Annotated in this window: 15 protein-coding genes; 7 read left to right on the top strand and 8 right to left on the bottom strand. The window is 62.7% G+C overall.

Annotated elements, in window-relative coordinates:
- Positions 1-122 precede the first annotated feature (122 nt).
- The gene (locus C8C89_RS10855) at positions 123-1,532 is read left to right on the top strand and encodes an FAD-linked oxidase C-terminal domain-containing protein (RefSeq protein WP_133989871.1); all 1,410 of its coding nucleotides are present in this window, start codon (positions 123-125) and stop codon (positions 1,530-1,532) included.
- A 68-nt stretch (positions 1,533-1,600) separates the two neighbouring features.
- Here C8C89_RS10855 and C8C89_RS10850 read toward each other — a convergent pair whose 3' ends face one another.
- Positions 1,601-2,074 (bottom strand): GNAT family N-acetyltransferase, encoded by a 474-nt coding sequence (locus C8C89_RS10850; protein ID WP_243857968.1) that lies wholly within the window; start codon positions 2,072-2,074, stop codon positions 1,601-1,603.
- 40 nt (positions 2,075-2,114) lie between these two features.
- On the bottom strand, positions 2,115-5,270 hold the full coding sequence (locus tag C8C89_RS10845; protein WP_133989869.1) for an error-prone DNA polymerase: 3,156 nt from the start codon (positions 5,268-5,270) through the stop codon (positions 2,115-2,117).
- A 97-nt stretch (positions 5,271-5,367) separates the two neighbouring features.
- Here C8C89_RS10845 and C8C89_RS10840 point away from each other — a divergent pair, with 97 nt between their 5' ends.
- The 3 genes from C8C89_RS10840 to C8C89_RS10830 all read left to right on the top strand — a co-directional run bounded on the left by C8C89_RS10840 (position 5,368) and on the right by C8C89_RS10830 (position 11,258).
- Positions 5,368-6,165 carry a PhzF family phenazine biosynthesis isomerase gene (locus tag C8C89_RS10840; RefSeq protein WP_133989867.1) on the top strand — a complete coding sequence of 266 codons (798 nt, stop codon included), beginning with the start codon at positions 5,368-5,370 and terminating at the stop codon, positions 6,163-6,165.
- Between the two features lie 165 nt (positions 6,166-6,330).
- On the top strand, positions 6,331-8,733 hold the full coding sequence (locus C8C89_RS10835; RefSeq protein WP_133989865.1) for a TonB-dependent receptor: 2,403 nt from the start codon (positions 6,331-6,333) through the stop codon (positions 8,731-8,733).
- A 326-nt stretch (positions 8,734-9,059) separates the two neighbouring features.
- On the top strand, positions 9,060-11,258 hold the full coding sequence (locus tag C8C89_RS10830) for an OsmC domain/YcaO domain-containing protein (protein WP_133989863.1): 2,199 nt from the start codon (positions 9,060-9,062) through the stop codon (positions 11,256-11,258).
- A gap of 61 nt (positions 11,259-11,319) precedes the next feature.
- Here the strand turns inward: C8C89_RS10830 and coaD are convergent, their stop codons facing one another.
- The 5 genes from coaD to C8C89_RS10805 form a co-directional block, all read right to left on the bottom strand.
- A complete protein-coding gene (gene coaD, locus C8C89_RS10825) occupies positions 11,320-12,465 on the bottom strand; it encodes a pantetheine-phosphate adenylyltransferase (protein ID WP_133989861.1) in 1,146 nt (381 codons plus the stop codon).
- 119 nt (positions 12,466-12,584) lie between these two features.
- A complete protein-coding gene (locus C8C89_RS10820) occupies positions 12,585-13,919 on the bottom strand; it encodes an ATP-binding protein (RefSeq protein ID WP_133993291.1) in 1,335 nt (444 codons plus the stop codon).
- A gap of 2 nt (positions 13,920-13,921) precedes the next feature.
- On the bottom strand, positions 13,922-14,581 hold the full coding sequence (locus C8C89_RS10815) for a response regulator transcription factor (RefSeq protein WP_010400558.1): 660 nt from the start codon (positions 14,579-14,581) through the stop codon (positions 13,922-13,924).
- Positions 14,582-14,673: 92 nt separating this feature from the next.
- Positions 14,674-16,188, bottom strand: a complete 1,515-nt coding sequence (locus tag C8C89_RS10810; RefSeq protein ID WP_101484681.1) for a Do family serine endopeptidase — start codon at positions 16,186-16,188, stop codon at positions 14,674-14,676.
- A 274-nt stretch (positions 16,189-16,462) separates the two neighbouring features.
- Positions 16,463-16,939 (bottom strand): Hsp20 family protein, encoded by a 477-nt coding sequence (locus C8C89_RS10805; RefSeq protein ID WP_101482331.1) that lies wholly within the window; start codon positions 16,937-16,939, stop codon positions 16,463-16,465.
- A gap of 194 nt (positions 16,940-17,133) precedes the next feature.
- Here C8C89_RS10805 and C8C89_RS10800 point away from each other — a divergent pair, with 194 nt between their 5' ends.
- The 3 genes from C8C89_RS10800 (at position 17,134) to C8C89_RS10790 (ending at position 20,317) form a co-directional block, all read left to right on the top strand.
- The gene (locus tag C8C89_RS10800) at positions 17,134-19,005 is read left to right on the top strand and encodes a M61 family metallopeptidase (RefSeq protein ID WP_133989859.1); all 1,872 of its coding nucleotides are present in this window, start codon (positions 17,134-17,136) and stop codon (positions 19,003-19,005) included.
- Positions 19,006-19,075: 70 nt separating this feature from the next.
- On the top strand, positions 19,076-19,426 hold the full coding sequence (locus tag C8C89_RS10795; protein ID WP_034783462.1) for a hypothetical protein: 351 nt from the start codon (positions 19,076-19,078) through the stop codon (positions 19,424-19,426).
- Between the two features lie 84 nt (positions 19,427-19,510).
- The gene (locus tag C8C89_RS10790) at positions 19,511-20,317 is read left to right on the top strand and encodes a hypothetical protein (protein ID WP_101482333.1); all 807 of its coding nucleotides are present in this window, start codon (positions 19,511-19,513) and stop codon (positions 20,315-20,317) included.
- Here C8C89_RS10790 and C8C89_RS10785 read toward each other — a convergent pair.
- Entirely contained in the window at positions 20,265-21,041 is a 777-nt protein-coding gene (locus tag C8C89_RS10785; RefSeq protein WP_133989857.1) for an alpha/beta fold hydrolase, read from the bottom strand. The two genes, C8C89_RS10790 and C8C89_RS10785, sit on opposite strands and share 53 nt — an antisense overlap.
- Positions 21,042-21,093 lie beyond the last annotated feature (52 nt).

Raw genomic sequence — 21,093 nt, 5'->3', positions numbered from 1 at the left:
ATTCTCATTTACAATCAATGCACGGCATACCCTGCAATTTTTTTACGCCAGGCAAAAAATCAATATAGTGCCTCGGTGGAATCCCCGGCCGCGGAGTAGAATAAAAAAAACGGAGGACTCGCGTGAATCAAACTGACCAGTTGGCGGTACTGAAAAAACCGCTGCCCGCATCCCTTGCTGCCGTACTTTCCCTGATCTTTGCCGACCGCTTTTCCACGACGCAAGCCATGCGCGAGCACCATGGCCGCGACGAGTCCAGCTATCCCCCCATGTTACCGGACGCCGTCATCTTCGCCCATTCCACCGAAGAAGTGGCGGCCGCCGTCAAGCTGTGCAGTGCGCACGACGTACCCATCATCGCCTATGGCAGTGGCACCTCGCTCGAAGGCCACGTGCTGGCCCTGCATGGCGGCGTGACGATTGATCTGTCGCAAATGAACGCCATGGTGGCCGTGCATCATGAAGACTTGACGGCCACCGTACAGGCAGGCGTGACGCGCAAGCAGCTGAACGAGGAAATCCGCGACACGGGCCTGTTCTTCCCCATCGACCCGGGCGCCAATGCATCGCTGGGCGGCATGGCGGCGACGCGCGCCTCGGGCACGAACGCCGTGCGCTACGGCACCATGCGCGAAAACGTGCTGGCCCTGACGGTGGTGACGGCCGATGGCCGCATCATCAAGACGGGCACGCGGGCGAAAAAATCGTCGGCCGGCTACGACCTGACACGCTTGTTCGTGGGCAGCGAGGGAACGCTGGGCATCATCACGGAAGTGACGGTGAAACTGTATCCGCTGCCGGAAGCGATCTCGGCGGCCGTCTGCTCCTTCCCCGGCACGGGCGAAGCCGTCAACGCCGTGATCCAGACCATCCAGATGGGCGTGCCCGTGGCGCGGGTCGAGTTTCTCGATGAAAATGGCGTCAAGGCCATCAATGCCTACGACAAGATGGCGCTGCCGCAAAAGCCATTGTTATTGTTTGAATTCCACGGCACGCCGGCCAGCGTGGCCGAGCAGGCGCAACTGGTGCAAGCCATCACGGCGGAGCACGGCGCCAGCGATTTTGAATGGGCCAGCCGCCCCGAAGAGCGCTCGCGCCTGTGGGCCGCGCGCCACAACGCGTATTTCGCCCTGCTGCAGATGCGCCCCGGCAGCCGCGCCATTTCCACCGATTGCTGCGTGCCTATTTCGCGCCTGGCCGAATGCATCCTGGCCACCAAGGCCGATTGCGAAGCGCAAGGCCTGGTCTACGCCATCATCGGCCACGTGGGCGACGGCAATTTCCACGTGCAGATGCTGGTCGACCCAGATGATCCCGCCGACATCGCCCGCGCGGAAAAAGTCAACAGCGACATGGTCACGCGCGCCATTGGCATGGACGGCACCTGCACGGGCGAACACGGCGTGGGCATGCACAAGATGGCATTCCTGGTGGAAGAACATGGCGAAGGGGCCATCGACACCATGCGTGCCTTGAAACACGCGCTGGACCCGAAGAACATCATGAATCCGGGCAAGATCGTGCGCTGGTAATAAGCCCGCAAGCAAAAACTGGGGTCAGACCCGCCGGGTCTGACCCGGCTTTGGGCTCGGGCTTATTTTTACAGCTCCATGCGCATCGGCACAAACGCGATGCCGCCCGTCTCCACCTTCGGTCCCGTGGCGACAAAGCCCAGGCTTTCATACAGGGGCAAGGCGTAGGCCGATGAATTGACGGTAAATGCCGTCACGCCGCCCCTGGCAAGCGACGCAGCGCGGGCGGCCTGCCATAGGCGGCGCGCCATGCCGCGCCGGTGCAGGGCGCGCGGCACGAACATGTGGAACAGGTGCGTGTTGTCGCGCATGGCCACCACGCCGGCCAGCGCGCCATCGATATGCGCGAGCTGGTAATGGTAATTCGGTAGCGACAAATAGTTTTCGATAGCCGGCTGGCGGCAGTGTTCGATGAACTTTTCCGCCCCTGCGCCATCCGGGTGCAGAGTCAGAAAGGGCATTAGGTCATCGATCAGGGCAACGATGGCGGGCGCATCGGCAACCAGAGCGGGACGCAGTGTCGGTTCGGGTAAAGTAGTCATGATGATAATCATGCCACCGTCTGGACGATATTGACAAGTATCAACAGAAATCGCGGCTGCTGGTGCGCAAACGCCCCAACAGATGCGACATGTCGACCAGGCGCTTGGCCACCAGGTTGCGCACCTGCCCTTCGCGCTGCCACACGCCGTACACCCCCAGCAGGGGCGCGCTCAACACTTCGCGCCGCTGGCTTTCCACCAGGTCGGGCCAGACGATGACGTTGACCGTGCCCGTCTCGTCTTCCAGGGTCATGAAGATCACGCCCTTGGCCGTGCCCGGCCGCTGGCGCACGGTGACGATGCCGCAGGCGCGCGCCAGCTGGCCATTCGTGTAGCTGGCAAGCGTCGCGGCGGGCAGGAAACGCTGCTCCAGCAATGACTTGCGCAGCAGCGCCAGCGGGTGGCGGCCCAGGGTCAGGCCTTGCGCGCGGTAGTCGCTGACGATGCTCTCGCCTTCCGTGGGCGCGGCCAGCACGGGCAAGTCTTCCTCTTGTGTGGTGGCGCGCAGCAAGTCCCTGTCGGGCACGGCGCCGGCCGCCTGCCACAGCGCCTCGCGCCGGTGGCCAGCCAGCGCGTGCAGCGCGTTGCCGGCAGCGAGCACCTGCAAGTCATGACGGTCCAGGCTGCCACGCCGGGCCAGGTCGGCCACGTCAAGAAAGGCGGCGATGGAACGCGCATCCTCAATGCGCCGGGCCGCCTCCACGCGCATGCCGAACAGACTGTTCAAGCCCAGGCGCACGGCGGGCGCGGCGCCCTGCCCTCCCTGTCCTTCCCGCTCCTCCAGCGCCGCCTCCCAGCCGCTGACGGCCACGTCGACGGGCAGCACTTGCACGCCATGCCGGCGACCATCCTGCACCAGTTGCGAGGGACTGTAAAAGCCCATGGGCTGGCTGTTGAGCAAGGCGCACAGGAAGGCAGCCGGTTCGTGGCATTTCAGCCAGGAACTGGCGTACGTCAGCAGGGCAAAACTGGCCGCATGCGACTCGGGGAAACCGTATTCGCCGAAACCCTCGATCTGGCTGAAGATGGCCTCGGAAAATTCTTTCTCATAGCCATTGTCCACCATGGCATCGACGATGCGGTCATGGTAATTGTTCATGCCGCCCTTGCGTTTCCAGGCCGCCATGGCGCGCCGCAACTGATCCGCTTCGCCGGGCGTAAAATCGGCGGCGATGATGGCCACCTGCATCACCTGCTCCTGGAAAATCGGGATGCCCAGGGTGCGTCCCAGCGCCTTTTCCAGGCCCTTCGGAAACTCGACCGCTTCCTTCTGCTGGCGCCGCTGCAGATACGGATGCACCATGCCGCCCTGGATGGGGCCGGGGCGCACCAGCGCCACCTCGATGACGAGGTCGTAGAATTCACGGGGACGCAAGCGCGGCAGCATGCTCATCTGAGCGCGCGACTCGATCTGGAACACGCCGATGGTGTCCGCCTGACACATCATGTCGTAAGTGGCGGGGTCTTCGCCGGGAATATCCTGCATCCGGAATTCCTCGCCGCGCCGCGCACTCACCAGTTCCAGGGAACGGCGCAGGGCCGACAGCATGCCCAGCGCCAGCACGTCGACCTTCATCAAGCCCAGCTCCTCGAGGTCGTTCTTGTCCCACTCGATGACACTGCGCTCGGCCATGCTGGCGTTTTCGATGGGCACCAGGCGCGACAACTTGCCTTGCGCGATGACAAAGCCTCCCGGATGCTGGGACAGGTGCCGGGGAAATCCCAGCAACTGCTGCGCCAGGCTGGCCCACTGCTGCGACAATTCCGCCTCCGGGTCCAGCCCGCATTCGGCCAGGCGCTCCAACAGATCGCGCTTGCCGTCGAACCAGCGATGCGCTTTGGCCACCTTTTCCACGATGGCCAGGTCGATCCCCAGCGCCCGGCCGCTGTCGCGCAAGGCGCTTTTCGGCCGGTAGCTGATCACCACGGCCGCCAGCGCGGCCCGCTCGCGGCCATATTTCCCGTAGATATATTGAATGACCTCTTCACGTCGCTGGTGCTCGAAATCGACGTCGATATCGGGCGGCTCGTTGCGCTCGCGCGACATGAAGCGCTCGACCAGGCAATTACCGCGCGCAGGGTCCACTTCCGTGATGTGCAGGCAATAGCAGACAGCCGAGTTGGCGGCCGAGCCCCGGCCCTGGCACAGGATGTTTTGCCCCCGTGCAAAGCGCACGATGTCGTACACGGTCAAAAAATACGGCTCGTAAGAAAGGTCGGCGATCAGTTGCAGCTCGTGCTCGATCTGCTGCTGCACGTTCGCCGGGATACCCAGCGGAAAGCGGATGCGCGCGCCCGCATACGTTTCCTCGCGCAGATACGTCGCCGGCGTGTGCCCGTCCGGCACCAGCTCGTCGGGATAGTCATAGCGCAAGCTGTCGAGGGAAAATGTGCACATCCTGGCGATGCGCACGGTTTCCGCCAGCGCTTGCGGCGGATACACATTGGCCAGGCGCAAGCGCGCGCGCAGATGCTGCTCGGCATTTTGCGCCAGCGCATAGCCGCACTCGCCCACCGGCTTGCCCACGCGAATCGCGCACAGGGTGTCGAGCAAAGGCTTGCGCGAACGCACATGCATGCACACATGGCCGACGGCCACCACGGGCAAGCCCAGCGCCTGCGCGGTGTCCTGCACGGCGCTGCGGTGGGCGTCATCCTGCGCCCGCTGCAGCAAATTCAGGCCGATCCAGCTGCGCTCGCTGCCAAAGGTGGCCACCATCCACTCTCCCTGTGCGCGCACGGCTTCCGGCTGGGCCGGATAGCCGGGCAGCAAGATCATCAGACAGCCGGGCAAACCCTGCAAATGGGCAAACTCGGGCGAGGGCACGGCGAAATCTTCGGGCGTCAGCAAATATCGCCCCTTGGCCGCCCGCGTGCGCGCCATGGTGATCAGTTCCGACAGATTGCCGTAACCGTCACGATCCTGCACCAGCGCCAGCAAGGAGAGCGCCGCACTACCGTCGGCCTGCGTCAAATGAAAATGTGCGCCGATAATCAGGGGAAAACCGGCCCGCTTGGCCGTCGCATGGGCGCGCACGACGCCCGCCAGCGAACATTCGTCCGTGATGGCCACCGCCTTGTAACCGAGCTGTACAGAGCGCGCCACCAACTCTTCCGCATGCGAGGCCCCATGCAGGAAGCTGAAATTGCTCAGGCAATACAACTCAGCATACTCGGGTAAGACTGCGCCCCACATGATCTACCTCAATACTGTATATAAACACAGTATATTATACGCATCTTGGATCGGGCTTATCGTTTATGCTGATGTTTTACCTTGCATCGCCTCCACCATGATCGTTCATCTCTTGAAATGTTTCGGCGCCGCCCCCGGTGGCGGCAATACGGCGCTGGTCGTGGAAAACGACCATAGCAGCGAAACGGCGCGCCAGCTGTTCGCCCGCGAACGCCAGGTCAGCGCCTGCGTCTTCATCGACCGGCAAGCGGACGGCGGCATCGTGCTCGACTATTTTTATCCGCACACGCGCAGCCCCCTGTGCCTGCATGCCACCCTGGCGGCCGCACATGTGCTGCTGACGGCGCCCGGCGCCCCGGCAACCCTGACGGTGAGCACGGCCATGCGCGGGCAAGCCTTGCAGCTGGTGCGCCGCGCGGAAGGTATGTCGCATGGATTATTTATTGGCCTGGCGCCGCAGCCCTCGCCTGCCGTCATGGTGGAAAAGTATATCCCGTCAGAACTCATGGGCCAGCACATGCACTTGCTGTCGCCGCCCGTGATCGCCTCGGTCGGCAGTCCGAAGCTGCTGCTGGAAGTGGCAGACCTCACCACCCTGCGCGCGCTGCGGCCGAACCTGGAACTGATCGCCGACTGGAGCGCCTTGCACAAGGTCAACGGCTGCTATGCGTATTGCCGCACGGGCGAGAACACATACGAAGGGCGCAACTTCAACCACCTCGACCCGGCGCTGGAAGACAGCGCCACGGGCGTGGCGGCGGGCGCGCTGGCATCGTATTTGCAACAGTCGCTGCGCCTGCATCAGGGTCACGTGACGCAGCAACCCTGTTTGATCGACGTGCAATACAACCCCGGGGAAATCCTGGTGGGCGGCATGGTGCAAGCGAGCACCTGAACGGGGCATCGCGCACCAGCGCAAGGCAAGCCAGGCGGTGAACAAAAGATAGTCAACCAGGAAACAACAGTTACAACAGATTTGTAATAACAAAACAAAGTATCGCTGGTGGAGGATGAAATGATGGCACTAGAATCAAGTCACAATACCACTTGGAGACACCGCGTGCCGACCCTCACCACCTTGCGTAAAGCCATTCTCATCAGCCTGTACGGCAGCACTGCCCTGGCCGCGTTCAGTCCCGCCGCCATGGCCCAGACCACGGAAGCGGGCGCCACCGATGGTCCCGTGCAAACGGTCAGCGTGGTCGGCTCGCGCCGGGTCACCAGTTCCGCCACCGACACCATGGTGCCGGTCGATATCATTCCGATTTCCAGGGTGGCCGAGCAAGGCGGTCAGTTTGACCTGGCGCAATCGCTGCAATACATCTCGCCCTCGTTCAACTCCACGCGCCAGACGGGCGCCGACGGGGCCGACCTCGTCGATTCGGCCGCCCTGCGCGGTCTCGGTTCCGATCAGACACTGGTGCTGGTGAACGGCAAACGGCGCCACACGACGGCCCTGGTCAACCTGTTCGGCGCGCGCAACCGCGGCAACACGGGCACGGACATGAATGCGATTCCTTTGCTGGCGATCAAGAACGTGCAAGTACTGCGCGACGGCGCCGCCGCCCAGTACGGCTCGGACGCCATTGCCGGCGTGATCGACATCGAACTGAAGAAAAGCCTGGGTTGCGAAGCGGTGGCCGGCTACAGCCAGTACTCGGCCGGCGACGGCAAGAACTACATGACCTCCGCCTACTGCGGCATCGCGCTGGGCGACAAGGGTAGCTTGGCCATCACGGGCGAATACCTGGACCGGGGCCGCTCGAACCGGGCCGATGCGGACAGCATGCGCATCATCGGTGACACCAAGGCCAAGAACAAGACCCTGTACATCAATGGCGACTACGCCACCAGCGCCACGGGCAAACTGTACTTCACGGCCGGCGCGCAGACGCGCGATGCATCCAGCGCCGCGTTTGGCCGCGGCGGCATCGGCAGCGACGACATTCCGTCGCGCAATTCGGCCGCCATGTATCCGGACGGTTTCGTACCGTTCATTAACGGCAAGATCGACGACCAGTACGCCACCATCGGCCACCGCAGCCAGATCCGCGAATGGCATGCTGACTTTTCGCAAACCTATGGCTACAACAAGATGCGCTACGACATCAGCCATACCTTGAACGCCTCGATTGCCAACCTCGACTTGATGAACGGCGGCAAGGGCGTCAGCGCCAGCAGCTACGACGCGGGCGGCTTCTCGTTCCAACAGCTGACCAGCAACGCCGATTTCAGCCGCTTTTACGATACGGTAATGAGCGGCATGAACGTGGCTTTCGGCGCCGAATACCGCAGCGAGGAATACAAGATCATGGCCGGAGAACCGGGCTCCTACATCGACGCCGACGGCGTGGGCATGGGCGGCAATGCGGGCAGCCAGGGCTTTCCCGGCTTCCAGCCAGGCGATGCCACCAAGGCCAAACGCCACAGCATCGCCGCGTATGCCGACGTGGAACTGGACTGGACGGAACGCCTGAAAACCCAGGCTGCCCTGCGCTATGAAAAATTCAGCGATTTCGGCTCCACCGTGACGGGCAAGCTGGCCGCCAGCTATAAAGTGGCACCGAATGTGCTGCTGCGCGGCTCGGCCAGTACGGGCTTCCGCGCGCCATCCTTGCAGCAAGTGTATTTCTCGTCCACCTTCACCGACTTCATCGGCGGCGTGCCCACGGACGTGGTGCTGGCCCCCAATGGCGGCACCGTCGCCAACGCAGCCGGCATTCCCAAGTTGAAAGAGGAAAAATCCACCAGCTTCACGTTTGGCACCACCTGGACGCCGACACAAGCCATTTCCGTCACGGCTGACTTGTACAATATCAAGATCAAGGACCGCATCGTGCTGTCGGGCCGCTTCAATGCCGACAACTATCCGGACCTGGCGGCACGCCTGGCGCTCTTGGGCGTGGGCGAGGCGCAATTCTTCGTCAACTCCATCGACACGCGCACGCGCGGCCTGGACCTGACGGCCTCGCACAAGGGCGAACTGGCCGGCAACCGCCTGAACACCTTCCTGGCCTTGAACCTGAGCAAAACGGAAGTGACGAAGGTCAAGACGCCCGCCTCGCTGACGGGCTTCGAGGATGTCTTGCTGTCCGAGCGCGAACGCCTGTTCATCGAACAGGGCGGCCCCCGTGCGAAGGCCACCGTGGGCTTCGACTACATCACGGGCAAGCTGGAATCGGACTTGCGCATCATCTATTTTGGCCCGCAAACCCTGGGCACATTCAGCGGCACGGCCGCCGGCGTGCCCAACGCCCACTACGCAGCCAAGACCTCGGCCGACCTGAGCTTTACCTACAGCATCAACAAAAATACCAAGCTCACTTTCGGCGGCAACAATATCTTCAACGTCAAGCCGACCACGCAAAACGCGGATGAAACGGACAACGGTTTCAAATACGACAGCGTGCAGTTCGGCCTGAACGGCGCCTCGTACTTTGGCAGGCTGTGGGTGAAGTTCTGATCACCGTGCCCGCCTGAAGAAACAGCGGCTGCGCCAATATGGGCAGCCGCTGTTTTTTTGTGCGCAGATCAATACACTGCTGCCCAAGATGGATTGTCGTTAGCCTTGGCGAGAAATAAGCCACTGCCGGCCTGCAAATGACGTGGGATGGTGAATCGTAAGCCATCGCCGGCAAACTCCGTCCCCTCACGTCACACAGCATGAACAGCCCGGCAGTCCTGCCCCAGCGGCTCCCGGCGGACACGGCCGCAGTGAACAATCTTTGCCCTGCGGCGGAAAGAACGGATAATAGCGCCTAACTCATCAGCACAGTATTGGATTACCTCATGGAAATTAAAGTCAACTTTCTCGACAAGCTGCGTCTCGAAGCCAAGTTCGACGATTTCACCGTCATCGCAGATCAGCCCATCCGCTACAAGGGCGATGGTTCGGCGCCTGGCCCGTTCGATTACTTTTTGGCATCATCGGCACTGTGCGCAGCGTACTTCGTGAAGTTGTATTGCGATACGCGCAATATTCCCACCGAAAATATCCGCCTGTCGCAAAACAATATTGTTGATCCGGAAAACCGTTACCAGCAGATTTTCAAGATCCAGGTCGAATTGCCGGCCGATATCTCGGCCAAGGACCGCCAGGGCATCCTGCGCTCGATAGACCGTTGCACGGTGAAAAAAGTGGTGCAGGCGGGGCCAGAATTCGTCATTGAAGAAGTCGAGAACCTGGACGCCGATGCGCAGGCCTTGCTGACCTTGAATCCGGATCCGGGTGCGAGCACCTATATCGTCGGCAAGGATTTGCCGCTGGAACAGACCATCGCCAATATGTCGGGCCTCCTGGCGGGCCTGGGCATCAAGATTGAAATCGCTTCGTGGCGCAACATCATTCCAAATGTATGGTCGCTGCACATCCGCGACGCGCACTCACCCATGTGCTTTACCAACGGCAAGGGCGCGACCAAGGAAAGCGCGCTGGCGTCGGCCCTGGGCGAGTATATCGAGCGGCTCAGCAACAACCATTTCTACGCGGGGTCTTTCTGGGGTGTCGACATCGCCAACGCGCCATTCGTGCATTACCCGAACGAACGCTGGTTCAAGCCTGGCCGCAAGGATGCGCTGCCGAAGGAGATTCTCGATGCCTACTGCCTCGATATCTACAACCCCGATGGCGAGCTGCGCGGCTCGCACCTGATCGACACCAACTCCGGCAATGCCGAACGCGGCATCTGCTCGCTGCCGTATGTGCGCCATTCCGATGGCGAGGTCGTGTATTTCCCGTCAAACCTGATCGAAAACCTGTACGTCAGCAATGGCATGAGCGCCGGCAATACCCTGGTCGAAGCGCAGGTGCAATGTCTGTCGGAAATTTTCGAACGGGCCGTCAAGCGCGAAATCCTCGAAGGTGAAATCGCCCTGCCCGACGTGCCGCAGGAAGTGCTGGCGAAGTATCCGGGCATCCTGGCCGGCATCCAGGGCCTGGAAGAGCAAGGCTTTCCCGTGCTGGTGAAAGATGCGTCGCTGGGCGGCGTGTACCCGGTGATGTGCGTTACCCTGATGAACCCGCGCACGGGCGGCGTGTTTGCCTCGTTCGGCGCGCACCCGAGCCTGGAAGTGGCGCTCGAGCGCAGCCTGACGGAATTGCTGCAAGGGCGCAGTTTTGAAGGCTTGAATGACTTGCCGCAGCCGACGTTTGCCAGCGAAGCCGTCACCGAGCCGAATAACTTCGTCGAACACTTCATCGATTCCAGCGGCATCGTCTCGTGGCGCTTCTTCAGCGCCAGGGCCGATTACGATTTTGTCGAGTGGGATTTTTCCGGCCACGGCGAGAACTCGAATGCCGAGGAAGCGGCGACCCTGTTCGGCATCCTCGCCGACATGGGCAAGGAAGTGTACACGGCCGAGTATGACCAGCTGGGCGCCACCGCCTGCCGCATTCTCGTGCCAGGTTATTCGGAAGTGTATCCCGTCGAGGATTTGATCTGGGACAACACCAACAAGGCGCTGCTGTTCCGCGCCGACATCCTAAACCTGCATAGTCTGGACGATGCCAGCCTGGAAGCGCTGCTGGAGCGCCTGGAAAACAGCGAGCTCGACGAGTACGGCGACATCGCCACGCTGATCGGCATCGAGTTTGACGAAAACACGGTGTGGGGCCAGCTGACGACGCTGGAATTGAAGCTGCTGATTCAGCTCGTCCTGCAGCAGTTCGAAGAGGCGAAAGAACTGGTGGAAACCTTCCTGCAGTACAACGACAACACGCTCGAGCGCAAGCTGTTCTATCAAGCATTGAACGTGGTGCTGGAAGTGGAACTGGACGACGAGCTGGAGCTGGATGATTACGTGGTCAATTTCCGCCGCATGTTTGGCGACGCCCGCATGGACGCGGTGCTGGGCTCGGTGGACGGCAGCGTGCGCTTCTTCGGCCTGACCCCGACCAGCATGCAGCTGGAAGGACTGGACAGGCACCAGCGCCTGATCGACAGCTTCAAGAAATTGCACGCGGCGCGCGCCAAGGCTGCGGCCCGCTAAGGTGACTAGCCAGGGATGGACTTGCAACAATTCATCCCTGGCGACAACAAGCTGACGACAATCAGCCGGCCAGCGCCGCGATTTCCTTCTGCATGTTTTCAATGGCCCGCTCGTTGTACTGGTCGGCGAAATACGCATCGCCAAACAGCTGTCCCGCCTGTGCCTTGGCGCACAGGTGCTGCAGCGCCAAGCCCCGCTGCTCGTTGAAGCGCACGGGGTCCACATGCGCGTATTCACGGCCGATGGCTTGCGTGTAGGCGTGGTACACCTCTTCATCCTGACCGAGGATGGCCAGGTCGGCGCTGAGCATGGCGTCCTTCAGCGCGTGGCTGATGCCGGGTCCCTGGAAATGGTCAGTCACGCGTATCAATTGCGCCACATCAAGGTTGTCGCCCGCATCGAGGCCGCTGGCCAGCCACAGCTGGGCGCTGGCCTCTTCGCTCGAATACAGGGCGTCTTCGTCGTGGCTGTAGACGGCGTCATGGAACCAGAAGGCTTTTTTGACCAGCGCGCTGTCGCGTTTGGGCGCATTGGTATTGTCCGCCCACACGCGGATTTCCGACAGGCCGTGCACCAGGTGGTCGAGGTTGTGATAGTGGCGGTCCGTGCCGCCATACGCCTGCGGTCCCGTCAGGTACGCGAACCAGTGATCCGCCAGCGCGATGTCGGCTTGCGAGGCGCTGGCGTAATTCCACAGCGCTTCCCACTCCTTGCGCAGGCAGTCGAGTATCCACGCCTGGTAGGCCGGGCCAGGGACGAACTTCTGCATGGTCCAGTTCCAGCCCACGGGGCCTTCCAGCGCCTTGACAAAGCTGGAGCTGACGGAGCCGAGGTCGCGCGGCGGCATGACGAAAATCGTCTTGGCGCCAGCAAGCACGTCCACATTGGTTTGCTGGATCAGGTTTTCATAGTCGAAATCGGCCGTCGTGCGGATGCCGCGGATCAGGTAGTCGCAGCCATGCTTTTTCGCCGCGCGCGCCGTGTAGTCGCCCTTGACGATGACCACCTGCACATTGTCCCAGCCGCACTCGCGCGCGCTCTGTTCGATGATGCGCTTGCGGTCTTCGGCAGGGAATTGAGGGCGCTTGGCGGGGTTTTGCGACAGGAAGACGATCACCTCGTCGGCGAGCGAACGCGCTTCGCCGATCACCCACATATGGCCGTTGGTGATGGGGTCGAGGGTTCCTGAAAATCCGATTCTCTGCATGCTGCGCTCCGTGGTCTGGTTCTGCTTGTTTCGCAGACAATATAGGGCCACGGCGCGCACGTCAATGCACCAGGTTAAAGATCCGCCTCATACAAGGGCGAAGTGGAGGGAAATCTGCCTCATTTTTTCGCCACCAGGGGGAATTCCACGCGCACGCACAGGCCGCCCAGGCGCTCGGATTTATCCAGCACCAGACGCGCGCCATGGCGTTCGGCGATGGCCTTGATGATGGCCAGCCCCAGGCCGCTGCCGTTAGCGTCCGTGCCGGGCACGCGGTAGAAGCGGCTGAAGACGCGCTCGCGCTCTTCGGGCGGGATGCCGGGACCGCTGTCTTCCACGGACAAGGTCACGCCGACGGGGCTGGCGCGCAGGTCGATATCGACCGTGCCGCCCTGCGGCGTGTACTTGATGGCGTTGTCGACCAGGTTGCGCAGCATGATATTGAGCGCATCGGCCTGCCCCGCCACCTTGGCCGGGTCCATGTGATGCAGGCCCAGGTCGATCTTGCGCGCTTGCGCGATGCCGGCCATGTCGCCCAGCGCCCGCTTGACGACGTCGTTCAAGTCCACCGCCTGCAACTGGTCGCCGCTGGCGGCGCTCGCTTCCTGGCGCGCCAGCACCAGCAATTGCTCGACCAGGCGCGTGGCCCGCTCGATGCCTGCACTCACGCGGGAAATCGCCAGGCTGCGCTTTTCCTCGGATTCGGCCCGTTCCAGGCTCAACACCTGCAGTTTCAGGGCGGCCAGCGGCGTGCGCAATTCATGCGCGGCGTCGGCGACGAAATGCTGCTGCGCGTCGAACGCCGTTTTTACGCGCCCGAACAGCAGGTTCAATTCATGCACCAGAGGGCGCACTTCATCTGGCAAGCCCGCTTCCGAGACGGGCGACAGATCATCGGCCTGGCGCGCCGCCACCTGCTTGCGCACGCGCGAAACGGGCGCCAGCGAACCGCTGACGACCCACCAGACGACCAGCATCAATATCGGCGCCATCAGCGCGATGGGGCCCACCGTGCGCAGCGCCAGGCTGCCGGCCATGCGCTTGCGCACGGCCATGTCCTGGGCGATCTGCACGGTCTGGGAACTGGTTTGCACGGAGAAGATGCGATAGGTGGTGCCGTTGGCTTTCACGTTGGAAAAGCCCAGCACGGCGCGCTGCGGCAGTTCCGCGCGCGTGATCGAGCGGAACACCTGCACGCCGTCCGGCGTCCACACCTGCACCACCATGTCGTTGTTGACGGGGTCGGCCGGCAAAGCTTGCGCATGGTTGGCCAGCGGCGCGCCGGAGCGCAGCGACAGGGCCATCTGCTGCATGTGGTAGTCAAAAATCTGGTCAGCGTCGTACAGGGCGCTGCGGTAGGCGATCGACGCCTGGGCCAGGGCCGCCATGATGATGGCCGCCAGCAAAAACCACAGCAGGCGGCCGCGCAGCGAGTGCGTCACCGTGACCTTCATCCTCATGCCTTGGGCACCATATAGCCGAGGCCGCGCACGTTCTGGATCAAGTCGCTACCGAGCTTCTTGCGCAAGCCATGGATATACACTTCCACGGCATTGCTGTTGACTTCATCCTTCCAGCTGTACAGTTTTTCTTCCAGCTGTGCGCGCGACAGCACGATGCCGGGGCGCGCGATCAAGGCTTCCAGCACGGCCCATTCGCGCGCCGACAGGTTGACGGGATGGCCCTCGGCGATCACTTCGCGCGTCAGCGGATTAATACTCACGCCCTGGTGTTCGAAGATCGGTTCCGGCCGCCCCGAGGCGCGCCGCAGCAGGGCGCGTATGCGCGCCAGCAATTCATCGAGGTCATACGGCTTCAGCACGTAATCGTCGGCACCCGCGTCGAGGCCCGCGATGCGCTGCTCGACGGCGTCGCGCGCCGTGGCCACCAGCACCGGGGTGTCGAGCTTGCGCAATCGCATCGAGCGCAGCACATCAAGACCATCCTTGCGCGGCAAGCCCAGGTCCAGCAGCACCAGGTCATAGGTTTGCGTCTGCAGGGCCGTGTCGGCCATGTCGCCATCCTTGACCCAGTCCACCGCGTAATGCTCGGCGCGCAGCAAGTCAAGCACCACCTCGCCGATCATCGTGTCATCTTCTACCAGCAATAAGCGCATGGCTTGCCTTTCTGTTTCGTTATGCTCGCTTTCACCCCAAAAGATGAAAGGCTGGGGTCAGACCCGGCGGGTCTGACCCCGGTGCTAATGAGTTAACCTAATCGCACGGGAATAAAAATCTTATCCGGTCCCCGCTGTATCAGCAAGGCCACCGACTTGGCGGATTTTTCCACCACGTCGCGCACCTGTTCGACCGTGTTGACGGGACGGCCATTGACCGACAATAGCACGTCGCCCGGCTGCACTCCGGCATTCGCGGCCGCACCGCCAGCGTCTTCCACCAGCAGGCCGGCGCTGATGCCCGCCTCGCGTTTTTCATCCGATTGTAACGGACGCAGCGCCAGGCCCAGCTTTACCTTGCCGGCCGCGCTGTCGCTTTTCGCCACTTCGGCCACCTTGTCGGCGGCATTGGCCAGGGTTGCCGTCAGGCTGACGATCTTGCCGTCACGCCAGACATCCAGGCTGATCTTGTCGCCTGGCAAGGACGTACCCACTAGAGCCGGCAAGTCGGCCGAGCCGATGATGCGCTGGCCATTCACCTTGCGCACCACGTCGCCCGACTTCAGGCCTGCCTTGTCGGCCGGGCTACCCCGCTCCACGTTGGCGACCAAGGCGCCTTCCGGCGTGGCCAGCTTGAACGAGTCGGCAAAACCCTGGTTCACTTCCTGCACCGTCACGCCCAGCTTGGCATGGCTGGCCTTGCCCGTGGCGACGATCTGGTCCTTGATGCGGCCGGCCAGGTCGATCGGGATGGCGAACGACAAGCCCTGGAAGCCTCCCGTCTGGCTGTAGATCTGCGAATTGATACCCACCACTTCGCCGCGCGTATTGAATAGCGGACCGCCCGAGTTGCCGGGGTTCACTGCCACGTCGGTCTGGATGAAGGGGACATTGCTGTCGTCAGGCAGGGAGCGGCCCTTGGCGCTCACCACGCCCGCCGTCACCGTGCTGTCGAAACCGTACGGCGAACCGATGGCCAACACCCACTCGCCCACTTTCAGGTCGCTCGAATGACCGAGCGGTACGACGGGCAGGTTGTTCGCGTCTATCTTCAGCACGGCGATATCGGTCTTCGGATCCGTGCCCAGCACCTTGGCGCGGAATTCGCGACGGTCGTTGAGCTTGACGGTCACTTCGCGCGCATCACGTACCACGTGGGCATTCGTCATGATGACGCCATCCGGGCTGACGATGAAGCCGGAACCGAGGCCGTGCGTGGGCACGTCGCGGCCACCGCGCTGCCCGCCTTGCGGCCCCTGGAAGCGGCGGAAAAATTCGAAGAAGGGGTCGTTGCCGAAATCGTCGTTGCCGGCCTGGGCCGAGGGGTCGTAAGCCACCTTGGTGCTGCCCGTGACGCTGATATTGACCACGGCCGGGCTATTGCGCGCGGCGATCTGGCTAAAGTCGGGCAAGGCCACCAGCGGTGCGGCAGCGGCAGGCGCCACGGCGGCGGCCACCGGGGCGGCCGGCGCGCTGGCGGCGGCATTCGCGCCTGCATTGTTCTGATGGATCACCATGGCGCCGCCGGCACCCAGCACACCGATCGCGGCCAGCGCGGCTACGGTGCGTTTGATTTTCAGCGATGCGGTATTGGTTTGCTGTTCCATGAATTGCTCCTCATTCAATGAGATTTTGATGTATGCAATAGTGGGCCACGAGTCTTAGGCTGTGCTTAACATTTTTCTATTTGGAAACAGGCGCTGGCGCCTTTAAGCAGGGTTTAATCTTGCGTGCTGCGCACACCTCGCATGGCGGGCGATGAAGGGCCCGAACGGGCTCTGGACGTGACACTGGCCGGATCAACCGGCCAGTATTTTACTGCATGGGGAGCGGCTAGCCCCTCCCGGCTATGCCAGCGCGTGGCGCCGACATCAGCTCAGCTCAGGCTGCCTGGCGCTGTTCCAGCGCATTCACGTTAGCGGCGGTGGCGTAGGTGTCGCTGCCGGTGCCGATCTCGATCTTGCGCGGTTTCAGCGCTTCCGGCACTTCACGCACCAGGTCGATGGTCAGCATGCCGTTTTCAAACGTGGCGCCCGTGACCTTCACATGGTTGGCCAGCTGGAAACGCTGTTCGAAATCGCGGGCAGCGATGCCACGGTGCAAGAACGTGCGCTCGACGCCATCTTTCTGCTTGCGGCCCGTGACGTGCAGGGAGTCGCGTTCGGTGATGATGTCGATCTCTTCGCGCGAGAAGCCAGCCAATGCCATCACGATCCGGTATTTATCTTCCGACACCAGTTCGATGTTGTAGGGTGGATAGCTCGGTTGCGCATCGGCGCGCTGTTCATTGAGCAGTTGTGCCAGGCGGTCAAAGCCAATGGCGGAACGATACAGGGGGGCAAGGTCAAAAGTACGCATGATAAATATCCTTTTCAAATGAAGCGATAAGAGGGGCGGACCTCACCGTGAGCATCCGCCTGTTACCGATATACGGCCTGTCCAGCCCCTTTCAAGGCCTTGAAATTGGCGAAAAACGCCCCAGTCAGCCCCAAATTTGTAAGAAATTTTTACAGAATGCTAGACTCGGCCTTTGCCATCCAGCCCGCCGCCCCATGTCCCGCGCCTTCCTGTCTTTGTCCTTCTCCCTTCTCGTTTCCGCCGCGGCCCAGGCCGCCACGCCCGCCCCCATCGTGCTGCACGTCGATGCCAGCAATGTGGCGCAGCAACTATTCAGCATCCGCGCAAGTATTCCCGCCGCGCCCGGCAAGCTGACCCTGCTGTATCCACAATGGGTGCCCGGCAACCACGGCCCCAGCGGCCCCCTGAACCAGCTGGCCGGCCTGCGCCTGTCCGCCAACGGCCAGCCTCTGGAATGGCGGCGCGACCCCGTCAACATGTTCGCCTTCCACGTGGAGGTGCCGGCCGGCGCCGGCAGCGTGGAAGCACAATACCAGTTCCTCTCGCCCGTCGACACCAGCCAGGGCCGCATCACCATGACGGGCGCCATGCTGGGCGTGCAATGGCATGCGATGACCCTGTATCCGGCCGGGCGCGCCGCGCGCGACATCCTCGTGCAACCGAGCCTGACCCTGCCGGCGGGCTGGGAATTTGCCAGCGCCCTGGAAGTGCGCGCGCGTACGGCCACGCCGGCCAGCCAGCAAGTCGATTTCGAACCGCTGGACCTCGGCACTCTGGTCGACTCGCCCGTCTTCGCGGGGCGCCATTTCGAGCGCATCGACCTCGACCCGGGCGCGCAAGTGCCCGTACACCTCAATGTGATGGCCGACAGCGCCGACAGCCTCGAAGCGACGCCACAGCAAGTCGAAAAACACCGCGCCATGCTGCAGCAAGCCTACAAACTGTTCGGCGCGCGCCATTACCGCCACTATGACTTCCTGCTGGCCCTGAGCGACGAGTTCGGCGGCATCGGCCGCGAACACATGCAGTCGAGCGAAAACGGTGTCAAGCCCGGCTATTTCAGCGACTGGGACAAGAACGAAGCGGAGCGCGTGCTGCTGCCCCATGAGCTGACGCATTCGTGGAACGGCAAGTTCCGCCGCCCCGCCGGCCAGGACACGCCCGACTTCAACACGCCGCTGCAAAACAGCCTGCTGTGGGTCTACGAAGGCCAGACCCAGTACTGGGGCAATGTGCTGGCGGCCCGTTCCGGCCTGGTGGCCCCGGCCCACATGCGCGAGCTGTTCGCCGCGACGGCGGCCCATTACGACGTCATGCCGGGGCGCAGCTGGCGCACCATGCAGGACACAACGAACGACCCCATCATCAATGGCCGGCGCCCCATCGGCTGGAGCAGCTGGCAGCGCGACGAAGATTACTATATGGAAGGCGCGCTGGTCTGGCTCGACGTCGACACCACCATCCGCGAACTGTCGGGCGAACGCCGCTCGCTCGACGACTTCGCGCGCAGTTTCTTTGGCGTGCAGGATGGCAGCACCACACCCCTGCCCTACACGTTCGAGGACGTGGTCGCTGCGCTGAACGCCGTGCAGCCGCACGACTGGGCCGCGTTCCTGCGCCGCCGCCTCGATGGCCACGGACCCGGCGCGCCGCTCGATGGCCTGGCCCGCGCCGGCTGGAAACTGGTCTACCGCGACACGCCCACTCCCTTCCTGAAAGCCAATGAAGAGCGCAGCAAGAGCACGGACCTGACATATACACTGGGCTTGAGCATAGACAAGGACGGCAAGCTGGGCAAGCTGCTGTGGGATGGTCCCGCCTTCCAGGCTGGCCTGTCGGGCAACACCACCTTGCTCGCCGTCAATGGCACGGCCTACACGCCCAAGCTATTGAAGGCGGCCATCCAGGCGGCCAAGACCAGCCCGCAGCCGATCAACTTGCTGGTCAGAAAGGGCAAGCAATTCCAGACGGTGGCACTCGACTATCACGGCGGCTTGAAGTACCCGCAACTGGAGCGCATCGCCGGTACGCGCGACCGTCTGTCGGCCATTCTGCAGGCACGCTGAGGCGACGGTTCCGGGAGGATTTTGCGCCGCGCGCCCTATGCGGGGCCGGCTTTTGGTGTATGCTGGCGGCATGAATAATGACACCGACATCCAGCTCAGCGGCCCCTTCAAGGCCACCGACGGCTCCGGCCGTGCCCACGACATCAAGGCCATCCGCATCTTCGACGAAGGCTACGGCATCATCGACGTCTATGTCGATTTCGCCGCCCCGCTCGAAGCGGGCGCATACAAGGACAAGACCCTGGTCGGCCACATCCTGGCCCGCTTGCGCAGCCTCGGCTACGTCGGCCCGGACTTCGGCCATGGCGACCTGGGCTTGCAAGACAAGAAACTGATCGTTCTGGAAGCGCCCGAGGAATTTTCCGCCTTTGCCGTCAGCAAGGGCTGGAAGGATTTATCGGCAGAGTTTGACGAGGACTGAGCCTTCGCCACCTGAACACCATCATGCGCCGCGCCTGCCCCAGCAGGGGCGGCGTTTTTCATCGTCCCCTTGCTTTTTCCGTCCATGTTCCTGCTCTTTCTGCGCACCTGCGCCGTGCCCGCCCTGTTTTGTATGCTGGCCGGATGCCAGCAATCCGACCTGATCAAGGACTTTGAACAGAAGGTGCCGCTGCAAGACCAGCAACTGGCGCGGCATTACAGCGACTTGCTGCGTGAAAAACAGCTGGACTATGTGCGCATGGCTACCGAGCCGGGCAATAACGGCGATCAGATCCGCCAGGCGCTGCCCGCCTTGAGTGCCGCCTTCCCCGCAGGCGAGCCCCGGTACGTCAAGGTGGTGGGCTACCAGCGCATCGAGCAGCGCGATGCGCCTCAACTGCTGAGTGTCAGCTTCGAATATGCCTATCCTGAAAAATGGATCGTCAGCACCGTCGTGCTGAGAAAATATGGCACTGACGCCACCATCATGGGCTTGAGCGTGGCGCCGCAGAGCGCATCGCTGGAACAGCTGGCGACCTTCACGCTAGGCGGCAAATCGCTGCTCCACTACGTGGTGCTCGGCGCTGCCATCCTCTCCCCCTTGCTGATCCTGTCTACCCTGGTGTTATGCCTGCGCAGCAAGCTGACCGTCAGGAAATGGCCCTGGTTGCTGTTCATCAGCATCGGTTTCGGCCAGCTATCGCTCAACTGGGCGACGGGACAGTACCTGTTTCTACCCATCGCCATCCAGCTGTTTGGCGTTGCCGCAGGCACCAGCGCCTACCAGCCCTGGACATTCATCGTCTCCCTGCCGCTGGGCGCCAGCGTATTTCTGCTAGTCAGGAAAAAACTGGCCGCGCCTGCAGGTAGCGCGCGCTCCACGCGGCGATGACGTTGGCGACATAGGCCGCATCATCGCGCCCCGTCAACAGATGGTCGGCATCGTCGAGCGAAACGAAACTTTTCGGGTGCTTCGCTGCCGTAAAAATATCCATCGCATTCGACAGGCTCACCGTCGTGTCATTCGGCGCGTGCATCACCAGCAAGGCGCGGCGCAGGCCGGCGATGGTAGCCTTCAGGCTGTGGCTGCCCGCGTCGTCGACGAATTGCTGGCGGATGCGGAATGGCCGCCCTTCCAGCTGCACCAGTGCCTCGCCTTCGGCGGCGATTTGCTCCAGATGGTCGCTGAACATGCGCGTCACGTAGGCGGGCGTGCTGGGGGCGGCCAAGGTCACCACGGCCGTGGCTTCCGGCACTTGCGCGGCAGCGGCCAGCACGGCGGCGCCACCGAGGCTGTGGCCGATCAGCAATTGCGGCGCAGCATGTCTGGCCCGCAAAAAGTCGGCGGCGGCAAGCAGGTCGTCCACGTTCGACGAGAAATTGGTGGCGGCAAACTCACCCTCGCTGGCGCCCAGCCCCGTAAAGTCGAAGCGCAGCACGGCGATGCCGTGTTCCGTCAAGCCTTGCGCGATGCGCCGCGCGGCCAGCACATCCTTGCCGCAGGTGAAGCAATGGGCGAACAGCGCATAGGCGCGGATGGCGCCGTCGGGCGCGTCGAGGCGCGCCGCCATCACATGGCCGTGCGCGCCGGGAAAATCTTGCCGGGTGGATTTCATTGTCTCAGATCAAAGCTGCCGCGCAGCGCGGCCGATGGCGCATTGTAGCGCT

The sequence above is a fragment of the Janthinobacterium sp. 75 genome, from assembly GCF_004365495.1.
GTDB lineage: Bacteria > Pseudomonadota > Gammaproteobacteria > Burkholderiales > Burkholderiaceae_D > Janthinobacterium.
The sequence above is the reverse complement of the archived record's forward strand: the minus strand, read 5'-3'. Positions and strand labels throughout refer to the sequence as shown.